This window comes from Longispora urticae (genome assembly GCF_053902585.1).
This window is the reverse complement of sequence record NZ_JAQZSH010000008.1, coordinates 22,059-41,167: the sequence shown is the minus strand read 5'-3', so window position 1 is coordinate 41,167 and position 19,109 is coordinate 22,059. Positions and strand designations below refer to the sequence as shown.

The window sequence follows — 19,109 nt, the reverse complement described above, 5'->3', positions numbered from 1 at the left end:
CGCTCGTTATGACAGTGACACGTCAAGCACGGGAGGTTCGGCGCGCGTGGAGAAGACTCGGGTTTTGCGAACGGCAGATGTCGCTGAAGAGCGCGACCTCGTCGGTGTCTACCTGCACGAGATTTCGAAGACGCCGCTGCTGGCCGCGGCGCAGGAGGTCGACCTGGCCAAGGCCGTGGAGGCCGGGCTGTACGCGGACCGACTGCTCGCCGAGGACAACGCACCCCAGGGTGTGAAAGCGGACGAACTCGCCGAGCTCGTGTCCGAGGGGCAGAAAGCGAAAGACCAGTTCATCAAGGCCAACCTGCGACTCGTCGTCTCCATCGCGCGGCGCTACGTGCGCAGCGGCATGCCGATGCTCGACCTGATCCAGGAGGGCAACACCGGCCTCGTCCGGGCCGTCGAGAAGTTCGACTACGTCAAGGGCTTCAAGTTCTCCACGTACGCGACGTGGTGGATCCGCCAGGCCATCAGCCGGGCCATCGCCCAGCAGGAGCGCACCGTCCGACTCCCCGTCCACCTGGTCGAGGACGTCAACCGGATGCGCAGCATGGCCCGCCAGCTCACCCGTGAGCTGGGCGGCGAGCCCGAGGTCGAGCAGCTCGCCAACGCCCTCGGCGTCCCCGTCGAGCGCGTCAACGAGCTCAAGCGCTGGTCGCAGGACACCGTGTCCCTGGACACCCCCGTCGGCGACGACGGCGACACGAGCCTCGGCGACCTGGTGTCCGACTCCGACGCGCCCAGCCCCGAGGACATCGTCCTCGCCGGCCTCGAGCGCGAACGGATCGACTCCATGATCGGTCACCTCGACGACCGGTCCGCCGGCATCGTCCGGGCCCGCTACGGCCTGGAGGACGGCCGGGAGCACTCGCTCACCGAGGTCGCCCAGCGGTTCTCGCTCTCGCGGGAGCGGATCCGGCAGCTGGAGATCCAGGCGCTCGGGCGGCTCCGTGAGCTGGCCCGTGCGGAGGGTATGTCCGTCGCGGCGTAGGTAGTGGGTAGGTTCTGACGGAGGGGCTCCGGGCCGGTTGGCCGGGGCCCCTTTCGTGTGTGCGGGCACCGGGCCGTCGGGGCGGCTTGGCCGTGCTCGGCTGGGGTGGCGTGTGGTGGTGGATTGGTCGCGCTCGTTCGGCCGGACCGGGGCGGGTGGTTGTCGCCGGGGCGGGCTGGGTGGTGCGTCTTGGCCGAGCCGGGTCCGGTGGGGCCTACTCAGGGCGCCGTTCGTGCGCCACGCGTGCGGGGCTCCCGCCTGCCGCCTCTTACTCCCACCGGTTCGACCTGTCAGGTCTCGGGTGCCCCGGGCACCTGTTGTCGGGATGCGGTGATCGTCGCACGGGTGTGGGGCGGGCTGCTGGTGTTTCCCGGCAGCTGACGGCATTGCGACGACGTGCCGGGCGGCCCCGTGCGGACGCCCGGCACAGGGCGCGGTCTGGAAGATGACAGCGGGGCCGGTGGGGGCGTGATCCATCATGGAGGGATGCGGAAGTGGCTCCGGATCGCACCCTGGGTGGGGTGTGCGGCCCTGGCGGGACTGGCCGCCGTGTTCGCCCTCCTCGACACGACCCGGGCCAGCACGTTGTCCGGGGTGATCAGCGTGTTCTGTGCGCTGATCGGGCTCGGTGACCAGGGATACCAGCGCCTCCGGCAGGCGGCGGCGGTGCGGGCAGCGCGGGGCGGGGACCCAGCCGGGGGATCGCCTGGGGCCGGAAACGGCGGCGCGGGAGATCCTTCCGGCGGGACCGGGACCGGGACCGGGACCGGGTCCGGGGCGGCAGGCGCGGCCGCAGGGAGCATCGCGGCGTCGGCCGGAGGCGTTGCGGGTGGCACGCACGCCGGTGGCGGCACGGGAACCCCGCCGGGCGGGCAGCGCTCCGGGGCGGTCCGGCCCCCGGTGCCGCGCGGGGACTTCCACTTCACCGCCAACGACCACGGCACCAACAACGTGCACATCGTGCGGTCCACCGGACTGGCGGTGCTCGCCCTGACCGTGGTCGCGGCGCTGGTACTCGTCGTGCTCGTGGTCCTGCACCTCAACCGGAGCGGCGGCCGGGCCGAGTCGGGTGCCGGGGCCCGCCCGTCGGCCGCCTCCCTCGCGCCGACGCCGGGCGGGACCGCCCACGGGCCGGGGGCCGGCACACTGCCCGTCGACCCGGGCGGAGACCCGGGACGGCGGTCGGCCACCACCCCGCCCCGGACCGCCGGACCGCTCCCGGTGCGGGCCACCCCCGGCCCGAGCGTCGTGTCCTCGCCGCAGCCGCGCCCGGAGCCCCAGCCCGACAACCAGGTGACGGAGACGGCCTTCACCCTGTACGACCTGGAGGGGGTGGACTGGCACGGTGGCCAGGCGACGCCGACCAAGCAGACCGGGGCGGCCGGGATGATGTACTTCAAGCCCAACGACGTCCAGCTCTACTACTACGGCTGGGCCGACACCCGGGTCGCGAACCACCGGCCCACGTTCCAGGACTGCCTGGCCGCCGCGGACCGCCCCGGCGACGTGTACCAGGCGATCAAGCTGACCATGCCGGAATACCCGATCAACCCCGGTGACCGGTACTGCCGCCGCGAGTCGACCAGCCCGAACGCCGTCTCCTACGTCGTGTTCGACGAGATCAACCTGCACACCGCGCCGTACTACGTCCGGATCCGCGTCTCCTACCAGTCGAGCCCCTGACGACGCCCCGGGTCCGGGCCCCACGAGCGACGCCCCGGGTCCGGGGCCCCCACGAGCGACGCCCCGGGCCCGGGCCGCCACGAGGTCGGCCGCACGGCCTGAGCTTCCCTGCGTCCCCAGCTCCGGGTGCGTCGGCGGATTTCGGTCGCACCGGGTCCGGAGGCGTGGGTAGGGTGCCCGGATGACCTCCGAGCTCCGCCTAGAGAAGATCACGGCCGACAACGTCGACGCGGCCTGCGCGGTCACGGTGCGGGCCGGCCAGGAGCGGTTCGTGGAGTCGGTCGCGCGGTCCCTCGCCGAGGCGTACGTGCACCCCGACATCGCCTGGCCCCGCCTGATCCTCGACGGGGACGAGCCGGTCGGCTTCGTGATGGCCTTCTTCGACGTCCACTTCTACGACACCGACCCGCCCGAACTGCTCCGCTCCGGCCTGTGGCGCCTGAACATCGCCGCCGACCACCAGGGCCGCGGCTACGGCCGGTTCGCCGTCGGGGCCGTGTGCGACGAGATCCGCCGCCGGGGAGGTTCCCGGGCGACCGTCACCTACGCGCCCGACGCCGACGGCCCCGGGGGCTTCTACCTGGGCCTGGGTTTCCGCCCGACCGGCGAACTCAGCGGCGAGCAACCCGTGGCCGAACTGGACCTGACCACCGCGACCGTCTGACCACCCCGGGGTGTGGCGGGAGCCCGGGCGGCCCGCCACCGATGTCGGGGACGTGCCGCCCGGGCGCCGCGGATGCCTCAGACGAGGCTTGCCAGCAACTCCGCGAAGGGCCGGGGCTGGCTGAAGTAGCCGACGTGCGAGGCGGTCAGCGTGTGCACGTCGAAGGGGTTGTCCGGGGTCAGAGCGTCCGCCCGGCGGATCATGTGGTCCTGCACGGCCGGGGTGAGGCTGCGGTCCGCGGCGAGCCGGACGTAGGTGTGCGGGACACGTCCCCAGCTGTCGGCCCGGACCAGGGCCGCCGGCTCCAGTACCGAGTAGTTCTCGTCCGGGTCCATGGAGTCCAGCAGCAGCCGGAACTGGTGGTCGGTGGAGTCGGCCATGATGGCGGCCTTCAACGCGGCGAACAGCTCCGGATCGGCGTGGGCGCCGCGCCAGTTCAGTCGGGCCACCCCGGGTTCGCGTTCGCCCGGTACGGCGATCCGGGCCACCGCCGCGTCCAGCAGGTTGTCGTCGACCACGTCCCACGGCTCGGTGAGCATGGCCGGATCGCTGAGGCAGAGCGCGGACAGGTAGACCACGCGGTGGAGCAGTTCCGGTGCGGCGTTGGCGACGGCGCTGATCGTCAGGCCGCCGAGACTGTTGCCGACCAGGACGACCGGCGCCGGCCCGGCGAGTCGCCGCAGGGTGTCGACGACGTGCCGCACGTTGTCCCGCAACGTGACGCCGCGCATCGGGGAGGGCGCCGAGGCGAGCGCCCCGAGGTCCTGGGGCTGACGGTAGTAGGCGGCGGGGCTGTCGGCCCGGCTGCCGTGACCGGGCAGGTCGACGGCGTGCGAGCGGTGACCGAGCAGGGCCAGTTCGTTCTGCAACGGACCCCATGCCTGGGCGTTGCTGGAGCCGCCGTGAACGAACACGAAAATGGGGGGTACGGGTGCGCGCATGGTGAATTTCCTCGTCATCCTGAGGTGAACTGTGGACGCGGGACCCTGGTGCCGACAACGGCCGACACCACGGTCAGAGCGCCACCCGGATGCGCGCGGCCTGCCAGTTGTGGATAACGGAACACACGCCCCGAGTCTGCGACACCCCGCACCCTCTCCTCAACCCAATTCCACGCCCCGCACAAAAGTGGGGCACGCCGAATGGCGTACCCCACAAAAAGCTTTTGACCTAAGACGAAGTGGCCCGCTGAGGGCGGGGCTGGCAAGCGTCGGCGGAAGGGGCTAGGGCAGCGCCCTGCACCTTCCGCCGAGGCGCCGCCAGCGTCGTCCTCAGCGGGTCCTCACCCACGCACGCGGCCGTAGCCGTAGATGCTGCCGATCTGGGTGATGGGGGCCATCATCACGTTCTGGCCCGGCTGGGGGGCGTGGATCACCTTGTCGTTGCCGACGTAGATCGCCACGTGCCCCAGGCCGTTGGAGAAGACCAGGTCGCCGGGCTGGAGCTCGCCGCGCTGGATGTGCGCCGTGGCGTCCCACTGCATGGCCGCGTTGTGCGGCAGGGAGACGCCGGCGGACTTCCACGCGGCCATGGTGAGGCCCGAGCAGTCGTAGCCGTTGGGGCCGGCGGCGTTGAAGATGTAGGGCTTGCCGACGACGCCGTACGCGAAGTCGACGGCCTTGCCCGCGGTGCCCGGCAGGTGCGGGGCCGGGAGGCCGACGGTGCCGCCCGGGCCGATGCCGGCCTTCTTGCGCTGCTCCTGGAGCTTCTTCAGCTCCTCCTCGATCTTCGCCTTCTGCCCGGAGAGTTCCTTCTCCTGGGCGGTCTGCTGGTTGAGGGCGGCGTCGAGCTTGGTCTTCTCGCCGTCGTAGGCGGACTTGGCCTCGTTGTAGGCGGCGATCTCCTGCTGCTGCCCGTACGCGAACTGGTCGAGGATGGTGAGCTGTTCCATCAGGCTCGACGGGTTCTGCGAGCTGAGCAGGGCGCTCATCGAGGACACGCTCTGGCCCTTGTAGGCGGCGGCGGCGACGGCGCCGATCCGGCCCCGCGCGGCGTCCACTTTGTCCTGGGCCGGCTTGAGCTGGATGTTCAGCTTGTCGACGGCCTCGCGGGTGACCTTGAGCTGCTCGGTCACCTTGTTGAAGGACTCGATGACCTTCTCGAGCTCCTCGGACGCCTTGTCGATCTGGGCGGCGAGCTCGGCGGGGGTGGGCTCGGCCTGGGCGGGTGAGGCGCCGAGGGTTGCGGCGACGGCGAGGAGGCAGCCGATGGCCAGTACGCGGAGGGGTTTCCGGCTGACGGTGGTCAACGCAGCACGACCCTTTCATAGGCAACAAGCCGCGCCCACGTTACCCGCCTTGTGAGATGCGTGCCACCTTCGGGAAATGCCTACTACACAAAGAAAACAGCCCATCACGCGAGGTGATGAGCTGTTTTCTCGGTGGTCGAGAAACCGGGCACACAAATGGGTCTACCCGGGAAAGCCGGAACTACTAACCGCGGACCCGGCCCGCGCCGTCGTACCCGCCCATGGAGTCGACGTTCGAGATCTTCACCGACTCGCCCGGCTGGGGCGCGTGGATCACCTGGTTGTTGCCCACGTAGATGCCCACGTGGCCCAGGCCGTAGAAGAACACCAGGTCGCCCGGCTGCAGGTCGCCCCGGCCGATCCGGGTGGTGGCGGCCCACTGCGCGTTCGTCTGGTGCCCGCCGATGCCGACGCCGGCCGCGCCCCAGGCGCGCATGGTCAGGCCGGAGCAGTCGTACGTGTCCGGGCCGGCCGCGCCGTAGACGTACGCCTTGCCGAGCTGCGCGTACGCGAACTGCACCGCCACGCCCGCCTTGCCCGAAACGTTCGGCGGCGGGGTGTTGGAGGTGTTCGACGGGCTGGTGGACCGCTCGGCGGACCGGCTGGCCCGTTCGGCGGCGGCCTTCGCCTCGTCGCGCTCCTGGACGAGCGCGGCGTTGGCGGCCACCAGGGCGGCCTTCTTCGCCGCCAGGGTGGTCTCCTGCTTCGTCTGCTCGGCGATCAGGCCGTCCAGGCGGGCCTTCTCGGCGTCGAGCTCGCCCCGGGCGCTGGTGAGGTCCCCGACGCTGTCCGGCGCGGGACGGGTGGCCACGGCGGCGGCTCCGACCTGGTCGAACAGGGAGGTCGTGGGCCGGGCGGCGATGCCGAGCGGGTTGGCGGTCGCGGCGACCTTGTCGGCGAGGGGGGCCAACTTCGCGGCGACGGTGTCGGCGACGAGCCGGGTACTGGCCAGCGTCGCGCGCACCTTGTCGTACTCACCGGAGATCTGGGTGACCTCGCGGGCGTTCTGATCGATTTTGCCCTGAGTGTCAGTACCGGGATCGGCCTGAGCGGCGGTCATCGGACCCGAGACGGCCAGCACGGAGACGCCCACAACAGTGAGCGCGGCGCGCAGCAGCCCCGGCACGGAACATGGTGCCAAGGAGGACTCTCTTCCCTCGTCTGCCTACACGGGCAGCACACCGCCTACCGGGTTAGCTGACGGGTTCGGACGGGAAGAAATTGCGCCCTACCGCGCACTGCGCGGATTCACCCCGGCGGAGGAGTCGCACCTCCGCGATGGTTCCCCGGCTCACCGGTCACGATGACTCGGCGGCCCGTCCGGCGCTCCCCATCAATGGGTGGCTGACTCCCGGACGTTGACTGACGCTACCTGGGATCTGAGGCATAGCAACCCTGAGTGACGGGCCAGACGTGAGCCCCACCCGGTCGCACCGCAGCTCAGAGGAGGGTCTAGGCTCCGCCCGATTACCCTACGTGCGCGTTCAGCCACTCCTGCAGGGTGTCGAGGTAGAACTGGCGGGCCTCCTCCGCCGACAGGGCGAGGTCGTGCAGGCCGTCAGGAACCTCGATGAATGTCACGTCGGGGCCGAGCGCGCGGGAGTACTCCGCGATGTGCGCGACGTCGAGAACCGAGTCCATCCGGGTGGCGTCGTCGCTCCACTCGGGACGCTTGTACGACGCGGTGGACGCGGTCACCAGGACCGGGACGTCGATGTTGAGGCCCCTGCGCAGCCGGCGCTGGGCGTGCGTGATCGCCACCAGCCAGCCGAGCCGGGTCGGGATGCCCTCGATCGGCTTCCACGCGGTGTCGAAGTTCCAGGCGCCCTTGCGGTCGACGTGCACGCTGTCGCCGTACACGCTGCTCAGGCCCGCCGGGAGCGAGCGCATCGGCTGGCGGCGGCCCACCGGCGCGAGGACGACCGGCGCGACCCGGCGGAGGAACCAGTTCGCGTTGAGGTCGAAGAACGGGCTGTTCAGGGTGAGCGCCGTGATGGTGCCGGTGCCCTGGAGCTTGTGCGCCCACATCGAGGTGGTCAGGCCGCCCGTGGAGTGCGCGTTGACGACCAGGATGTCGTGGCCGTCCTCCTCGCGGATGATCCGGGCCGCCTCGTCGAGCTCGACGAAGTACTCCGCGACGCTGTCCACCATGGACGGCGTCTGGCCGGGGCGCAGGCTGCGGCCGCTGCGCCTCAGGTCGATCGCGTAGAAGGTGTAGCCGAGGCTGACGAAGAAGTCGGCCAGGTGGGTCTGGAAGAAGTAGTCGTTGTACCCGTGGACGTAGAGCACCGCCCGGGTGGACTGGCCGGCCCGACGGCGGACGAGCGTGGCGACCAGCTCGCCCTTCTCGTCGTCCGGCAGCGGCAGGGTGCGCGCCTCGTAGGCGTCGCCCAGGATGTCCTTGACCCACATGGGCACATCATCGCAGGTGGTCGAGGATGTCGGGCACCGCCAGAAGAATTCCGGCGAGTCCGGCCACGATCACAAAAAACGGGCGGAGGACACCGCGTTCGAACCCGCCGTTCACCTGGACGGCCATGAAGTTCGGTACGCCGATCTCGCGCCACACCCGGCCGGCCAGCGGCAGGGGCCACAGGACGGGGCAGCCCGCCCGGGTGATCATGTCGCCGAGGGTGTGGATGACGCCGCCGAACGCGATGGCGAGCCCGAGCAGCGGGAAGCCCCGGTCGGCGGGCAGCCACAGCCAGGCCCCGTACGCGGCGCCGGCCGACAGCAGGGTCACCACGATCCAGCCGCGCTCCTTGGCCCAGTCGGCGAGCAGGCCCCGGATCGCGAGCCCGAGGGTGAAGAACAGCAGCCCGATCACGAACGGCTTGCCCCAGTGCCCGGCGAGGAACGCGACCAGGCCGCCCAGGGCCACGTTGAAGACCCAGGTGTGGGTGAGGGTGCGGTGGCCGTTCTTGCGCTTCGGGTCGTGTTTGGCCCGGGTGACCGTGTAGACGGCGAGGGCGAACTTCTCCACGCACTCGGCGAGGAACAGCGACGCGACCCCGAAGGTGCGGGCCACGGTCGCGCCGCCCTTGTTGGCGGTGACCCGGCCCGAGCAGTCCAGGTCGGGCAGCAGTGCGGCGCCCGCGCAGACGGCGGCCCCGACGACCAGTTCGGCGGGGCGCTGGTGGATGTTCATCCACTCACCGAGCGCCCAGGAGCCCGCCAGCCACGCGGCGGCCCCGGACATTGCGTGCGTCGGACCCATCACCATGTCGCCGAGCGTCCCGGTTCGTGCCCGGGTGGGCGACTGCGACACGCGGCCGTGACCAGATTGTTGCGGGGCACACGTTTGGAGTCCGGGGGGCCGGGTAGGCGGCCGGTCAGCCCGGGGTGAGCAGGCGCGGTTCGCGGGCGCTGACGGCGGCGAAACCGAAGCGGTGCGCCGGATCGAGCCAGTCCAGCACGTGCCACGGTGCAAATCGGACAACCTGATGGGTACCGGCCGGCACGTGCGCCGGCAGCGCCGACAGGTCGGTGTCCCGCAGCCGCCCCAGGCTCGCCGCCCCCACCTTGATCAGGGCCTCCTTGCGCACCCACTGTCGGATGAACGCCGCGCGCGGGTCCCCGGCCGCCCGGACCGCGGCGAGCTCGCCGTCCGCGAGCACCTTCGCCATCAGCCCGTCGTCGAGCCGTCGCCCGATCGCCTCGACGTCCACGCCCACCGGGCCCCAGCCGGCCGCCGCCGCGACCGCGCCCCGGGTGTGCGAGAGGCTGACGTGCACGTCGGGCCGCCCGTCGACGTACGGCCGGCCGTGGTCGACCGCGCCGCAGCCCGCGCAGCGCTGCCGGAGCACCACCTCGCCGGCCGGGACGTCGAGCAGGGCGGCCACGCACCGGCGGACCAGGACGTGCGCGGCGACGTAGTCGTCCCGGTCGATCCCGCGTCGGTACGCGTCGGCGCGGGCGCGTTCCTCGTCGGTCAGCAGTTCCCCGCCGCCGTCGGCCAGTACCGTCGCGGTGTCCAGGACCATCGCCAGTGTCACGGGTGAAGGGTAGCGGGCGTCGAATTGTCCACTGGAGTACCAGATAACAGGTCCGTTATAGGGGTTTCACCCCTTCGCGTGGCGCGGCGCGACTAGTACCGTCACTCTGTGCAGACAGAGACCGCCGTCCGGGCCACCGGACACGACGCGCCGCCCCGGCGGAGACGCGTGCGTTCCGTGGAGGTCCTCGCGGTCCTCCTCATCGTCGCCGTGTTGGCCAGGGGGCTGCTCGCCGACGCGATGGACTCCCCGGTGCTCCAGAGCTGGACCACGGTGTTCATCTCCATCGTCATCCAGGCCATGCCGTTCGTGGCGCTCGGCACCCTGTTGTCGGCCGCGATCGCCGTGTTCGTGCCACCGGGCTTCTTCACGAAGGCGCTGCCGAAGAACCCGGTGCTCGCGGTGCCCGCCGCCGGACTCGCGGGCGGCATCCTGCCCGGCTGCGAGTGCGCCTCGGTGCCGGTGGCCGGCGCGCTGGTCCGCCGGGGCGTCACCCCGGGCGCGGCGCTGGCGTTCCTGCTGTCCGCGCCCGCGATCAACCCGGTCGTGATGATCTCGACCTATGTGGCCTTCCCCGGCCAGCCTTCGATGGTGGCCGCCCGGTTCGGCGCGAGCCTCGCCGCCGCCGTCGTGATGGGCTGGCTGTGGCTCCGGCTCGGCCGCAGCGACTGGCTGCGCCAGCCCGCGCACCACGACCACGCGGGCAAGGGCAAGCTGATGGCGTTCGTCTCGGCCGCCCGGCACGACATGACCCAGGCCGGCGGGTACCTGGCGATCGGGGCGTTCGCCGCCGCGACCCTCAACGTGACCGTGCCGCCCACCTGGCTGCGCGCCGTCGCCGAGAACCCGGTGCTGTCGGTGCTGGCCCTGGCCGCCCTCGCCGTCGTGCTGTCGATCTGCTCGGAGGCCGACGCGTTCGTGGCCGCCTCGCTGACCCAGTTCTCGCTCACCTCGCGGCTGGTGTTCCTGGTCGTCGGCCCGATGGTCGACCTCAAACTGTTCGCGATGCAGGTCGGGGCGTTCGGGCGGCGGTTCGCGCTCCGGTTCGCGCCCACGACCTTCGCGGTCGCCGTGCTCGTGTCCGTCGGAACGGGGGCCCTGCTGTGGTGAGACAGGCGACCCGGTCGGTGATCCTGCTGCTCGTCGGCGGCGCGATCCTGAAGACCACCATTTCGGGTACGTTCGTGCGCTACGTCAAGGAGGGCATGTGGCCGCTGCTGTACGTGGCCGGCGGCGCCATGGTCCTCATCGCCGTCCTCGGGCTCGTCGGGCTGTTCCGTAAGTCGGGCGAGCACGGGCACGAGCACGGCGGCCGGTTCGACGCCGCGTGGCTGCTCATGGTGCCGATGCTCGCCGTGCTGCTGCTCGCCCCGCCCGCGCTCGGCGGCTTCTCCGTCAACCGGACCGGCTCGGCGCTCGGCACCGCCCCGGCCAACACCGACTACCCGCCGCTGGCCGCCGGGGACCCGGTCCGGCTGTCCGTGCTGGACTACGCGAGCCGCTCGGTGTTCGACGGCGGCCGGACCCTCACCGACCGCACCGTCAAGCTGTCCGGGTTCATCGTCGCCGGACCCGACGGCCGGGTGTACCTGGCCCGGATGCGGATCAACTGCTGCGCCGCCGACGCCCGACCGGTCAAGATCGGGCTCACCGGTGCCCTGCCCGGCGGGCTCGCCCCGGACAGCTGGTTCGAGGTGATCGGGAAGTACGACCCGCGCACCGATCTGGACGAGGTGAGCGCGGAGAAGATCCCGTACATCGCGGTGGCGTCGGCGAACCCGATCGCGGCCCCGAAGAAGGCGTACGAATGACCGACCTGCGCCTGTTCATCGGCACCGGGGCGGCCCTGCTCGGCGTCGGCCTGCTCCTCGCGCTGCCCGCCCCCGTGGCCCCCACCGCCCCGGCCGGGCCCGCGCCGGCCGTCGACCTGGCGGCGGCCTGGCCCGGCGTGGCCACCGGCACCACCACGGGCACCCTCGTGGACGGCCGCACCTACGAGCCGAACCTGTACCTCGACCCGAGCACCTCGCTCGGCTGGCTGAGCACCTGGCTGAACCCCGCGAAGCGGACCACCACCTACGTGCTCCGGACCGGCGACGAGGTGCGCGAACTCGTGCCGTGGACCGCGGACCAGCTCCGCACCGTCGACGCGGTCGCCGCCACCGCCACCCGGGTGTACTGGTTCCAGGGCACCCGGGACGCCGTGACCGGGGACAAGACCCAGGCGCTGTACGTCGCCGACCGGGCCGGGGGGCCGCCGCGCCAGGTCACCGCCGACGTCGGTACCCCGCTGCTGTTCGGGTCCGCCTACGACCTCCAGGTGGTCGACGGGCGGCTGCGGTGGGCGGCGGACCTCCCCGACGGGACCGAGGTGCGGTCGGTGGCGGAGGACGGCGGCGAGGTCACGCGTACCCCCGTGCAGGGTGATCTCGTTCTTCGGGCCTGGCCCTGGGCCACCTCGCCGTGGACCCCGCAGGGCACGCCCGTCGAGCTGGTCGACCTGGTCGGCGGCGCGCGGCGGACCGTGCCCGCCAAGGCCGGCGAGCAGGTCAGCTGCGGGGCGGAGTGGTGCCGGTTCACGACCGGCACCGGCGCCGCGGGCACGCTCGAACTGCGGCGGCCCGACGGCGCGGACAAGCGGCGGATCGGCGGCGGCGACGCGCAGACCCTCGGCTTCGCCCTGGGGTCCACCGGCCGGTTCGAGTTGTACTCCACGCCCGGGGCCGCCAACGCCAACAGCGTGACCAGCACGATCTGGCTGTACGACCCCGCCGCGAAGCGGTCCGTGCGGATCGTCGACGTGGCGTCCGGGGTCAACGCGCGCGACGGTTTCCTGTTCTGGTCCACCGGGGACCACGAGACGCTGATGTGGCACACGTTGGAGCTGTCGAAGCTGCGCTGACCTGACCTGACCTGACCTGACCTGACCGGGCCGGGCCTGGCCGGCTGGGCGGGCCCGGTCCGGCTTCGGGCGTTGCGGCCGCCCCCGTCGGTCGGCCGGCGCCCCGCCGCGTGTCAGACCTTCGGGGTGCGGAACGGGTCGTGCTCGGTGAGCAGCTTGTCCAGCCGGGCCTGGTCCACCCGGCTGACCACCTCCGTCGTCTCCTGCTTGTCCCGCACGCACTTGGCCAGCGTGAAGGACGCCGTGACCAGGTAGAGCAGTCCGAGCGCGAGGAACGACCGGATCCACGGCCCCACCGGCAGGAAGACGACGGCGAGACCCATCGCGGAGAGCGCGACCCCGAAGGAGATGATCGACTGTACGTAGAACGCGGCGGTGTTCTTGGCCTGCAAGGGGGTGTTCATGTCACATAGTCTCGGCCGTTCCCCCTGGTCAGGGCATGAGTACGGGTACTCAACCCGCCGCGATGAGCTCCTCGGCCGGCTGGCGCATCGCCGGGGTGCCGGGCCGGGGCGTGACCCGCTCGGAGACCCGTAGGTACGGCAGACTGGTCAGCGGCTGTCCGGTGTAGAACCGCAGCGCCAGGTCCGCCGCCTCCGAGCTGCGCTCCAGGTAGCTGAGGTGGTCGGCGTCGGCCAGCGTCGCGAACCAGGCGTCCGTGCACGTCGCGGCCAGCGCCCGGCACAGCTCCGGCGTGGTCAGCGGGTCGTGCTCGCCGGTCACCACCAGGGTCGGCACGGTCGGCGCGGGCTTGGCGTCCATCGCCTTGTGGTCCAGCAGCCGCTGGGTGTTCGCCAGGTACTGCGCCACCTCCTCCGGCGTGACCGAGGCGAACCGGCGCAGCAGGATCCGGTTGATCGCCGTGCGGTGCTGCACCTTGAGCGCCGGGTCCTGGCACATCATCAGGGCCACGCACTCGGTGGCGAACTCCTCCATCCGCCCCTGCCGGAGCAGGGTCAGCGTGTGCGTGATCCGCTCCCGCGCGCCGTCCGGGATCCGGCTCATCGCGCCGAGCAGGACCATGCTGCGCAGCCGGTACGGGTACTTCTGGGCCACCCGGTACGCGATGGAGCTGCCGTAGGAGCCCCCCGCCAGGTTGACCTTGTCCAGCCCGAGGTCGTCGAGCACCCTGACCAGGGTGGCGGCCAGGAAATCGGCCCCGTACGACGGCGGCAGGGTGTCGGCCTCCCCCCAGCCGGGCAGGTCCACGGTGACCACGTCGGCCACCGCGAGCGTGGTCTGGGCCAACGGGCCCCACGTCTCCTTGCGTTGGAACGCGCCGCCCACCATCACGACGGGGGCGATCTGCGGGGTGGCGGAGTAGGCGACGCGGGAGGCGAACCGGAAACCACCCCAGTGGTGTTCGACGACGCTGACCTGTTTCGCGGGAACCCCGGGGGCGAGGTTGGTGGACATGAGCAGCTCTGCTTTCCGCCCCGCCACTGGGTCGGCGGTGGAGGGCATGACGAAGCGGACGGCCGGGGGCACCGCAGCCGTCGCGGAGAGTTCGTGAACGCCGAGACCTTACCCGGCGAGTCGGTCGATTCGCAGGATATTACCTAATAGCGGCGTGTCGGTCGAATCAATCCTTTTGGGTACGTTGATAACGAGTATCGACGGGGGTCGGTGACGCCGGGTTCGGTGGCCGGACGGCGGCCGGGTGGCTGGTGGGTGGCTCCGGGCGGCTCCGGGTGGCTCCGGGCATGCGAAAGGGCCCCACTCTCCAGGAGTGGAAGCCCGAGGTGCGCCTGGTAGGGATCGAACCTACGACCAACCGCTTAGAAGGCGGATGCTCTATCCACTGAGCTACAGGCGCGTCGAACAGAGGTTACCGCCTGGAGGGAAGGGTCAGAAACCGGTCTGCTCGGTTGATTGCTGAAGGGCGAAACGCCGGATAGGTTCGCCACGTGCAGGTGACCCACACCACATTTTTGCCCCTCCTGCGGCAGGCGAAGGATGCCGGCGACAGCGTCGCGGATGACTTCGGCGCGGGTCTCGTCGTCGCGTACACCTTCGGTCCGCCCTATGGTGAACGCCCTGTGACCTGGGGGGATATTGATCAACTGGGCTGGACGCACTGTCGGCTGCGCACCGAGGCAGCCGGCAACCTCGTCCAGCGGCTCGACCGGCTGCGGGTGCACGGCAAGTCGCCCGCGTTCATGCTCTCCTTCGACGGCCTGGAGTCGAGCCTGCTCACGGCCGACCACGAGATCTGGGACCAGCTCGCCGGGGCCGTGACGGGGGAGCTGGTTGTCGGCGTCCCCGCCCGGGACGTGGTGGTCGTGACCGGTACGGGCTCGCCGTCCGGTCTGGACAAGGCACGGCGTACCGTCGACCGGGTGTTCTTCGCCGGCGACGAGAACCTGCTCAGCCCCGAGTTGCTCGTCCGCCGGCCCGGAGGCTGGGAGCCGCTCTAGGTGAATGATCTCGTGACCGCCGCCCGGGCCACCCTGCTCGGCGGTGCGCTCGGCGACGCGCTGGGCGAGCCGGTGGAGTTCCTGTCCCGCGAGGCGATGCCCGCCGACCTGCGCCCCGGTCCGCACATCTCCGACGACACCCAGATGACGCTGTTCACCGCCGAGGGGCTGATCCGGGCCCGGCTGGGCGGGGGTTCCCTGTCCGCCGAGCTGTTCGCGGCGTACCGGCGCTGGCTGCTCACCCAGGACCGCGAGTACTTCGACGCGGCCGACGGCTGGCTGCTCGGGCAGCGCGACCTGTGGGCCCAGCGGGCACCCGGTCTGACCTGCCTGTCCGCGCTCCGGCGCGACCTACCCGGCACCGTCGAGGAGCCGCGGAACAACAGCAAGGGCTGCGGCGGGGTGATGCGGGCCGCGCCGGCCGGGTTCCTCGCCGATCCCGAGGCCGCCTACCGGGTCGGGTGCGACCTCGCGGCCCTCACCCATGGTCACCCCTCCGGGTGGGTCTCGGCCGGGGCGCTGGCGATGCTGGTACACCTCACGGCGGTTGCCCGTCTGCCCCTGGTCGAAGCGCTTCCGCGGGTGGTGGACAGGGTCGCCGTCACCCCCGGTGGTGAGGAGGTGCTCGCCGCCCTGACGTCGGCGGTCCGGGCGGCCGTCTCGACCCCCGCTGATTTTCGGGTACTGGCCACGCTCGGTGAGGGCTGGGTCGCCGAGGAGACCCTGGCCATCGCGGTCTACGCCGTTCTGTCGCACCCCGACGACGCGCGCGCCGCGCTCCGGCTGGCCGTGGCGCACGACGGGGACTCGGACTCCACCGGGGCCGTGGCCGGCAACCTGTTCGGGGCCGGCGGTGGCGCCCTCCCGGCCGACTGGCTCGCCGGGCTGGAGCTCGCGGACGTGATCGGCCGGGTCGCCGAGGACCTGGTGGCGGCGCTGCACGGCACCCCGCAGGGGCTGATCGTGCGCTACCCGGCGGCGGGTTATCCACAGGCGGGGTAGTTATCCACAGGCTGGTGCGCTGACCTGCGCGTTCTGGGCACGCTTCCCTCACACGACAGAGAGGAAAGCCATGTTCGACACGTACGTCACCATTGTCGGCAACGTCCTGAGCGCACCGGAGAGCCGCCGGACCACCCGGACCGGGGTCACGGTCACCAACTTCAAGGTCGCGTCCACGTCCCGGCGGTTCGACCGGGCCACCGAGACCTGGGTCGACGGGGACTCGCTCCGGGTCAAGGTCGCCTGCTGGCGGCGGCTCGGCGAGCACGTGGGCGCGTCCCTGACCCAGGGCGACCCGGTGATCGTGACCGGCCGCCTGCACACCCGGGAGTACGAGACGGAGACCGGCGAGAAGCGGATCTCCTACGAGCTGGAGGCCGACGCCGTGGGGCACGACCTGGCCCGGGGGACGGGGCGGTTCAACCGGTGGCGGCCGGCGCCCACGGAGATGGTCGAGGACGGCTCGGAGGACGGGTTCAGCGGCGGGGAGGCCACCGAGGCGCTGGAGGAGGAGCTGGGGGAGCTGGTGGGGGTGTGAGCGTCGGCCGGGGGTGAGCTGACGATCGGCCGGCCGGCGGTGGACCCGCCACAGGTTCGCCGCCGGCCTCGCTTCCCGAGCAGTCGGGGAGGCGGGCTCCGGCGGGTCGTTAGGCTCCCTGTCATGCGCACCTCGATCGCCGCCGCCAATGCCACCGGCCTGCTCGCCGGCGTCCTCCTCGACCGGCTGCTCGGCGATCCCCGCCGACTGCACCCCGTCGCGGGCTTCGGCCAGGCCGCCGCCGCGCTGGAGCGCCGCGGGTACGCGCCGACCCGCTCCGCCGGGGCCCGACACGTCGCCATCGCGGTCGGGGTGCCGGTCGCGGCGGCGGCGCTGGCCCAGTTCGCGACGCGGAACCGGCCCCTCGCCCGGGCCGCGCTCACGGCGGTGGCGACCTGGGCGGTGCTCGGCGGTACGAGCCTGCGCCGGGAGGCCGTCACCCTGGCCGACGCGCTCGCCGTGGGCGACCTGCCGGCCGCGCGCGCGAAGCTGCCCAGCCTGTGCGGGCGCGACCCGTCCGGCCTGGGTCCGGACGAGCTGGCCCGGGCCACGGTCGAGTCCGTCGCGGAGAACACGTCCGACGCGGTCGTCGCGCCACTGTGCTGGGGGGCGGTCGCGGGACTCCCCGGCCTGGTGGGGTACCGGGCGATCAACACCCTCGACGCGATGATCGGCCACCGCACGGCGCGCTACGAGAACTTCGGCTGGGCCGCCGCCCGCCTCGACGACGTGGCCAACCTGTTCCCCGCGCGCCTCGCGGCCGGCCTGACCGTGCTGGTGGCGGGGAAGGGGCACCGGGGTCCGGCGCTGCGTACCTGGCTGCGGGACGGGGCGAAGCACCCGAGTCCGAACGCCGGCCAGGTCGAGGCCGCCGCCGCCGGGGCGCTCGGGCTGCGGCTCGGCGGGCGCAACGACTACGCCGGGCGGGTCGAGGTCCGGCCCACGCTCGGAGACGGCGCGCCACCCCTGCCCCGGGACATCTACCGGGCGGCCCGGCTGTCCGGGGCGATCGGCACGGCGGCCCTCGTGGCGACGGCGGGCCACGCGCTGGCGGCGCCGGCGCGGCGGGCCGTGGCGTCGTGGCTGCGGACGCGCCGCCGCGCCGCGACGGGCCGGGCGGGTGGCCGGTGAAGGGGGCTCTGCTGGTCGCCGGGACCACGTCGGACGCCGGGAAGAGCATTCTGACCGCCGGGATCTGCCGGTGGCTGCGGCGGCAGGGGGTGCGGGTCGCCCCGTTCAAGGCGCAGAACATGTCCAACAACTCGGCCGTCACCCCGGACGGCGGGGAGATCGGCCGGGCCCAGGCGCTCCAGGCGGCCGCGTGCGGGCTGGAGCCGAGCGTGCGGTTCAACCCCGTGCTCCTCAAGCCCGGCAGCGACCACAGTAGCCAGGTGGTGGTCCTGGGGCAGCCGTACGGGCAGGTGGACGCCTCCAACTACCGCCAGCTCAAGGGGCAGCTGTCCGGGATGGTGTTCGACACCCTGGCCGAGCTGCGCGCCGACCACGACGTCGTGATCTGCGAGGGCGCCGGCAGCCCGGCCGAGATCAACCTGCGCGCCGGGGACTTCGTGAACATGGGCCTGGCCCGGGCCGCCGACCTGCCCACGATCGTGGTCGGCGACATCGACCGGGGCGGGGTGTTCGCGGCCCTGTACGGGACCCTCGCGCTGCTCGACGCCGCCGACCAGGCGCTGATCCGGGGCTTCGTGATCAACAAGTTCCGGGGCGCGCGCTCGCTGCTGGAGCCCGGGCTGGACATGCTGCGGGAGCGTACGGACCGGCCGGTGCTCGGGGTGCTGCCGTTCAGCCCCGACCTGTGGCTCGACGGCGAGGACTCGCTGTCCTACCGGGACGGCGCGGTGCTCGGCCGGCCCCGTCCGCCGGTGGGGGCCGAGGGCCTGACCGTGGCCGTGGTCCGGCTGCCCCGGATCTCCAACGCCACCGACGCCGAGGCGCTGGCCGCCGAGCCGGGCGTGACCGTGCGGCTCACGTCCAACCCGGCGGAGGTGGCGGCCGCCGACCTGGCAGTACTGCCCGGCAGCAAGGCGACCGTCGCCGACCTGGCCTGGCTGCGCGAGTTCGGGCTGGACCGGGTGCTCGCGGAGCGGGTCCGGGCGGGGCGGCCGGTGTTCGGCATCTGCGGCGGGTACCAGATGATGTCCCGGCTCATCCACGACGACGTCGAGAGCCGGGCCGGGGCGGTGCCGGGGCTCGGACTGCTGCCCGTGGACATCACGTTCGCGGCGGCCAAGACGCTCACCCGGCCGGTCGGGGAGGCCCTGGGGCAGCCGGTGACCGGGTACGAGATCCACCACGGGCAGGCGACCGTCGAGGACTCCGTGCCGCCGCTGATCGCGGTCCCCGGTGGCGGGGAGGGCGTGCTCGCCTGGCCGGTCGCGGGGACCCACTGGCACGGGCTGCTGGAGAACGACGCGTTCCGGCGGGCGTTCCTGGTCGAGGTCGCGGCCCAGGCCGGGCGGGACTTCAGCCCCGCGCCGGACACCGATTTCGCCGGGTTGCGGTCGCGGCAGTTGGACCTGCTGGGCGACCTGGTCGGGGAGTACCTCGACACGGAGCTGCTCACGGCGATCATCGAGGGCCGCTGAGGAGGCGGGCACCTGGCGGCCCCGAAGGCCCGGAGGCCGCCCAGCTCGGAATCCGGCTGCTCC

General features: G+C 72.4%; 19 protein-coding genes, 1 tRNA gene and 1 riboswitch. Of the genes, 11 read left to right on the top strand and 9 right to left on the bottom strand.

Going from position 1 to position 19,109, the window contains the following annotated elements:
* Positions 1–46: 46 nt before the first annotated feature.
* From PT931_RS03930 to PT931_RS03920, 3 genes are all read left to right on the top strand, one after another.
* Positions 47–991, top strand: coding sequence for a sigma-70 family RNA polymerase sigma factor (locus tag PT931_RS03930; protein WP_363728044.1), 945 nt, complete (start codon positions 47–49; stop codon positions 989–991).
* A 486-nt stretch (positions 992–1,477) separates the two neighbouring features.
* Complete coding sequence (locus tag PT931_RS03925) at positions 1,478–2,674, top strand: hypothetical protein (protein ID WP_456244316.1); 1,197 nt, start codon at positions 1,478–1,480, stop codon at positions 2,672–2,674.
* Positions 2,675–2,855: 181 nt separating this feature from the next.
* Entirely contained in the window at positions 2,856–3,338 is a 483-nt protein-coding gene (locus tag PT931_RS03920; protein WP_456244315.1) for a GNAT family N-acetyltransferase, read from the top strand.
* 77 nt (positions 3,339–3,415) lie between these two features.
* On the opposite strand, the gene PT931_RS03915 is transcribed toward PT931_RS03920, so the two are convergent.
* The 6 genes from PT931_RS03915 to PT931_RS03890 form a co-directional block, all read right to left on the bottom strand.
* On the bottom strand, positions 3,416–4,297 hold the full coding sequence (locus tag PT931_RS03915) for an alpha/beta hydrolase (protein ID WP_456244314.1): 882 nt from the start codon (positions 4,295–4,297) through the stop codon (positions 3,416–3,418).
* A 323-nt stretch (positions 4,298–4,620) separates the two neighbouring features.
* Positions 4,621–5,586 (bottom strand): C40 family peptidase, encoded by a 966-nt coding sequence (locus tag PT931_RS03910; RefSeq protein ID WP_456244313.1) that lies wholly within the window; start codon positions 5,584–5,586, stop codon positions 4,621–4,623.
* A 184-nt stretch (positions 5,587–5,770) separates the two neighbouring features.
* Positions 5,771–6,727, bottom strand: a complete 957-nt coding sequence (locus PT931_RS03905; RefSeq protein ID WP_456244312.1) for a C40 family peptidase — start codon at positions 6,725–6,727, stop codon at positions 5,771–5,773.
* 41 nt (positions 6,728–6,768) lie between these two features.
* Positions 6,769–6,900: riboswitch (cyclic di-AMP (ydaO/yuaA leader) on the bottom strand.
* A gap of 153 nt (positions 6,901–7,053) precedes the next feature.
* Positions 7,054–7,998 (bottom strand): alpha/beta hydrolase, encoded by a 945-nt coding sequence (locus PT931_RS03900; protein WP_456244311.1) that lies wholly within the window; start codon positions 7,996–7,998, stop codon positions 7,054–7,056.
* A gap of 7 nt (positions 7,999–8,005) precedes the next feature.
* The gene (locus PT931_RS03895; RefSeq protein ID WP_456244427.1) at positions 8,006–8,806 is read right to left on the bottom strand and encodes a metal-dependent hydrolase; all 801 of its coding nucleotides are present in this window, start codon (positions 8,804–8,806) and stop codon (positions 8,006–8,008) included.
* Between the two features lie 112 nt (positions 8,807–8,918).
* On the bottom strand, positions 8,919–9,581 hold the full coding sequence (locus PT931_RS03890) for a 4'-phosphopantetheinyl transferase family protein (RefSeq protein ID WP_456244310.1): 663 nt from the start codon (positions 9,579–9,581) through the stop codon (positions 8,919–8,921).
* A 108-nt stretch (positions 9,582–9,689) separates the two neighbouring features.
* Between PT931_RS03890 and PT931_RS03885 the strand changes: the two genes are divergently transcribed.
* The 3 genes from PT931_RS03885 to PT931_RS03875 are packed head-to-tail and all read left to right on the top strand — an operon-like array spanning position 9,690 to position 12,483.
* Entirely contained in the window at positions 9,690–10,691 is a 1,002-nt protein-coding gene (locus PT931_RS03885) for a permease (protein WP_456244309.1), read from the top strand.
* Positions 10,688–11,392 carry a TIGR03943 family putative permease subunit gene (locus PT931_RS03880; RefSeq protein WP_456244308.1) on the top strand — a complete coding sequence of 235 codons (705 nt, stop codon included), beginning with the start codon at positions 10,688–10,690 and terminating at the stop codon, positions 11,390–11,392. Before PT931_RS03885 ends, PT931_RS03880 begins: the two co-directional genes overlap by 4 nt.
* Positions 11,389–12,483: a hypothetical protein gene (locus tag PT931_RS03875; RefSeq protein WP_456244307.1), complete on the top strand. Its 1,095-nt coding sequence runs from the start codon at positions 11,389–11,391 to the stop codon at positions 12,481–12,483. The genes PT931_RS03880 and PT931_RS03875 overlap by 4 nt, the downstream gene beginning before the upstream one ends.
* 113 nt (positions 12,484–12,596) lie before the next feature.
* Here the strand turns inward: PT931_RS03875 and PT931_RS03870 are convergent, their stop codons facing one another.
* The 3 genes from PT931_RS03870 to PT931_RS03860 form a co-directional block, all read right to left on the bottom strand.
* Positions 12,597–12,887 (bottom strand): YiaA/YiaB family inner membrane protein, encoded by a 291-nt coding sequence (locus PT931_RS03870; protein WP_456244306.1) that lies wholly within the window; start codon positions 12,885–12,887, stop codon positions 12,597–12,599.
* 49 nt (positions 12,888–12,936) lie between these two features.
* Positions 12,937–13,899 (bottom strand): alpha/beta fold hydrolase, encoded by a 963-nt coding sequence (locus tag PT931_RS03865; protein WP_456244305.1) that lies wholly within the window; start codon positions 13,897–13,899, stop codon positions 12,937–12,939.
* A gap of 327 nt (positions 13,900–14,226) precedes the next feature.
* Positions 14,227–14,299: transfer RNA gene (locus PT931_RS03860), tRNA-Arg, on the bottom strand.
* A gap of 91 nt (positions 14,300–14,390) precedes the next feature.
* On the opposite strand from PT931_RS03860, the gene PT931_RS03855 reads away from it, so the two are divergent.
* The 5 genes from PT931_RS03855 (at position 14,391) to PT931_RS03835 (ending at position 19,046) form a co-directional block, all read left to right on the top strand.
* Entirely contained in the window at positions 14,391–14,900 is a 510-nt protein-coding gene (locus tag PT931_RS03855; RefSeq protein WP_363728056.1) for a hypothetical protein, read from the top strand.
* The gene (locus tag PT931_RS03850; RefSeq protein WP_456244304.1) at positions 14,901–15,902 is read left to right on the top strand and encodes an ADP-ribosylglycohydrolase family protein; all 1,002 of its coding nucleotides are present in this window, start codon (positions 14,901–14,903) and stop codon (positions 15,900–15,902) included.
* Between the two features lie 70 nt (positions 15,903–15,972).
* Positions 15,973–16,440 (top strand): single-stranded DNA-binding protein, encoded by a 468-nt coding sequence (gene ssb / locus PT931_RS03845; RefSeq protein WP_456244303.1) that lies wholly within the window; start codon positions 15,973–15,975, stop codon positions 16,438–16,440.
* A 135-nt stretch (positions 16,441–16,575) separates the two neighbouring features.
* Positions 16,576–17,571 carry a cobalamin biosynthesis protein gene (locus PT931_RS03840; protein ID WP_456244426.1) on the top strand — a complete coding sequence of 332 codons (996 nt, stop codon included), beginning with the start codon at positions 16,576–16,578 and terminating at the stop codon, positions 17,569–17,571.
* Positions 17,568–19,046: a cobyric acid synthase gene (locus PT931_RS03835; RefSeq protein ID WP_456244302.1), complete on the top strand. Its 1,479-nt coding sequence runs from the start codon at positions 17,568–17,570 to the stop codon at positions 19,044–19,046. Before PT931_RS03840 ends, PT931_RS03835 begins: the two co-directional genes overlap by 4 nt.
* The last annotated feature ends 63 nt before the right edge of the window (positions 19,047–19,109 follow it).

Coding starts and splice junctions, on each gene's coding strand:
- PT931_RS03925 (WP_456244316.1), top strand. CDS start 1,478: ATGCGGAAGTGGCTCCGGATCGCACCCTGGGTGGGGTGTGCGGCCCTG.
- PT931_RS03920 (WP_456244315.1), top strand. CDS start 2,856: ATGACCTCCGAGCTCCGCCTAGAGAAGATCACGGCCGACAACGTCGAC.
- PT931_RS03915 (WP_456244314.1), bottom strand. CDS start 4,297: ATGACGAGGAAATTCACCATGCGCGCACCCGTACCCCCCATTTTCGTG.
- PT931_RS03900 (WP_456244311.1), bottom strand. CDS start 7,998: ATGTGGGTCAAGGACATCCTGGGCGACGCCTACGAGGCGCGCACCCTG.
- PT931_RS03875 (WP_456244307.1), top strand. CDS start 11,389: ATGACCGACCTGCGCCTGTTCATCGGCACCGGGGCGGCCCTGCTCGGC.
- PT931_RS03870 (WP_456244306.1), bottom strand. CDS start 12,887: ATGAACACCCCCTTGCAGGCCAAGAACACCGCCGCGTTCTACGTACAG.
- PT931_RS03865 (WP_456244305.1), bottom strand. CDS start 13,899: ATGTCCACCAACCTCGCCCCCGGGGTTCCCGCGAAACAGGTCAGCGTC.
- ssb (WP_456244303.1), top strand. CDS start 15,973: ATGTTCGACACGTACGTCACCATTGTCGGCAACGTCCTGAGCGCACCG.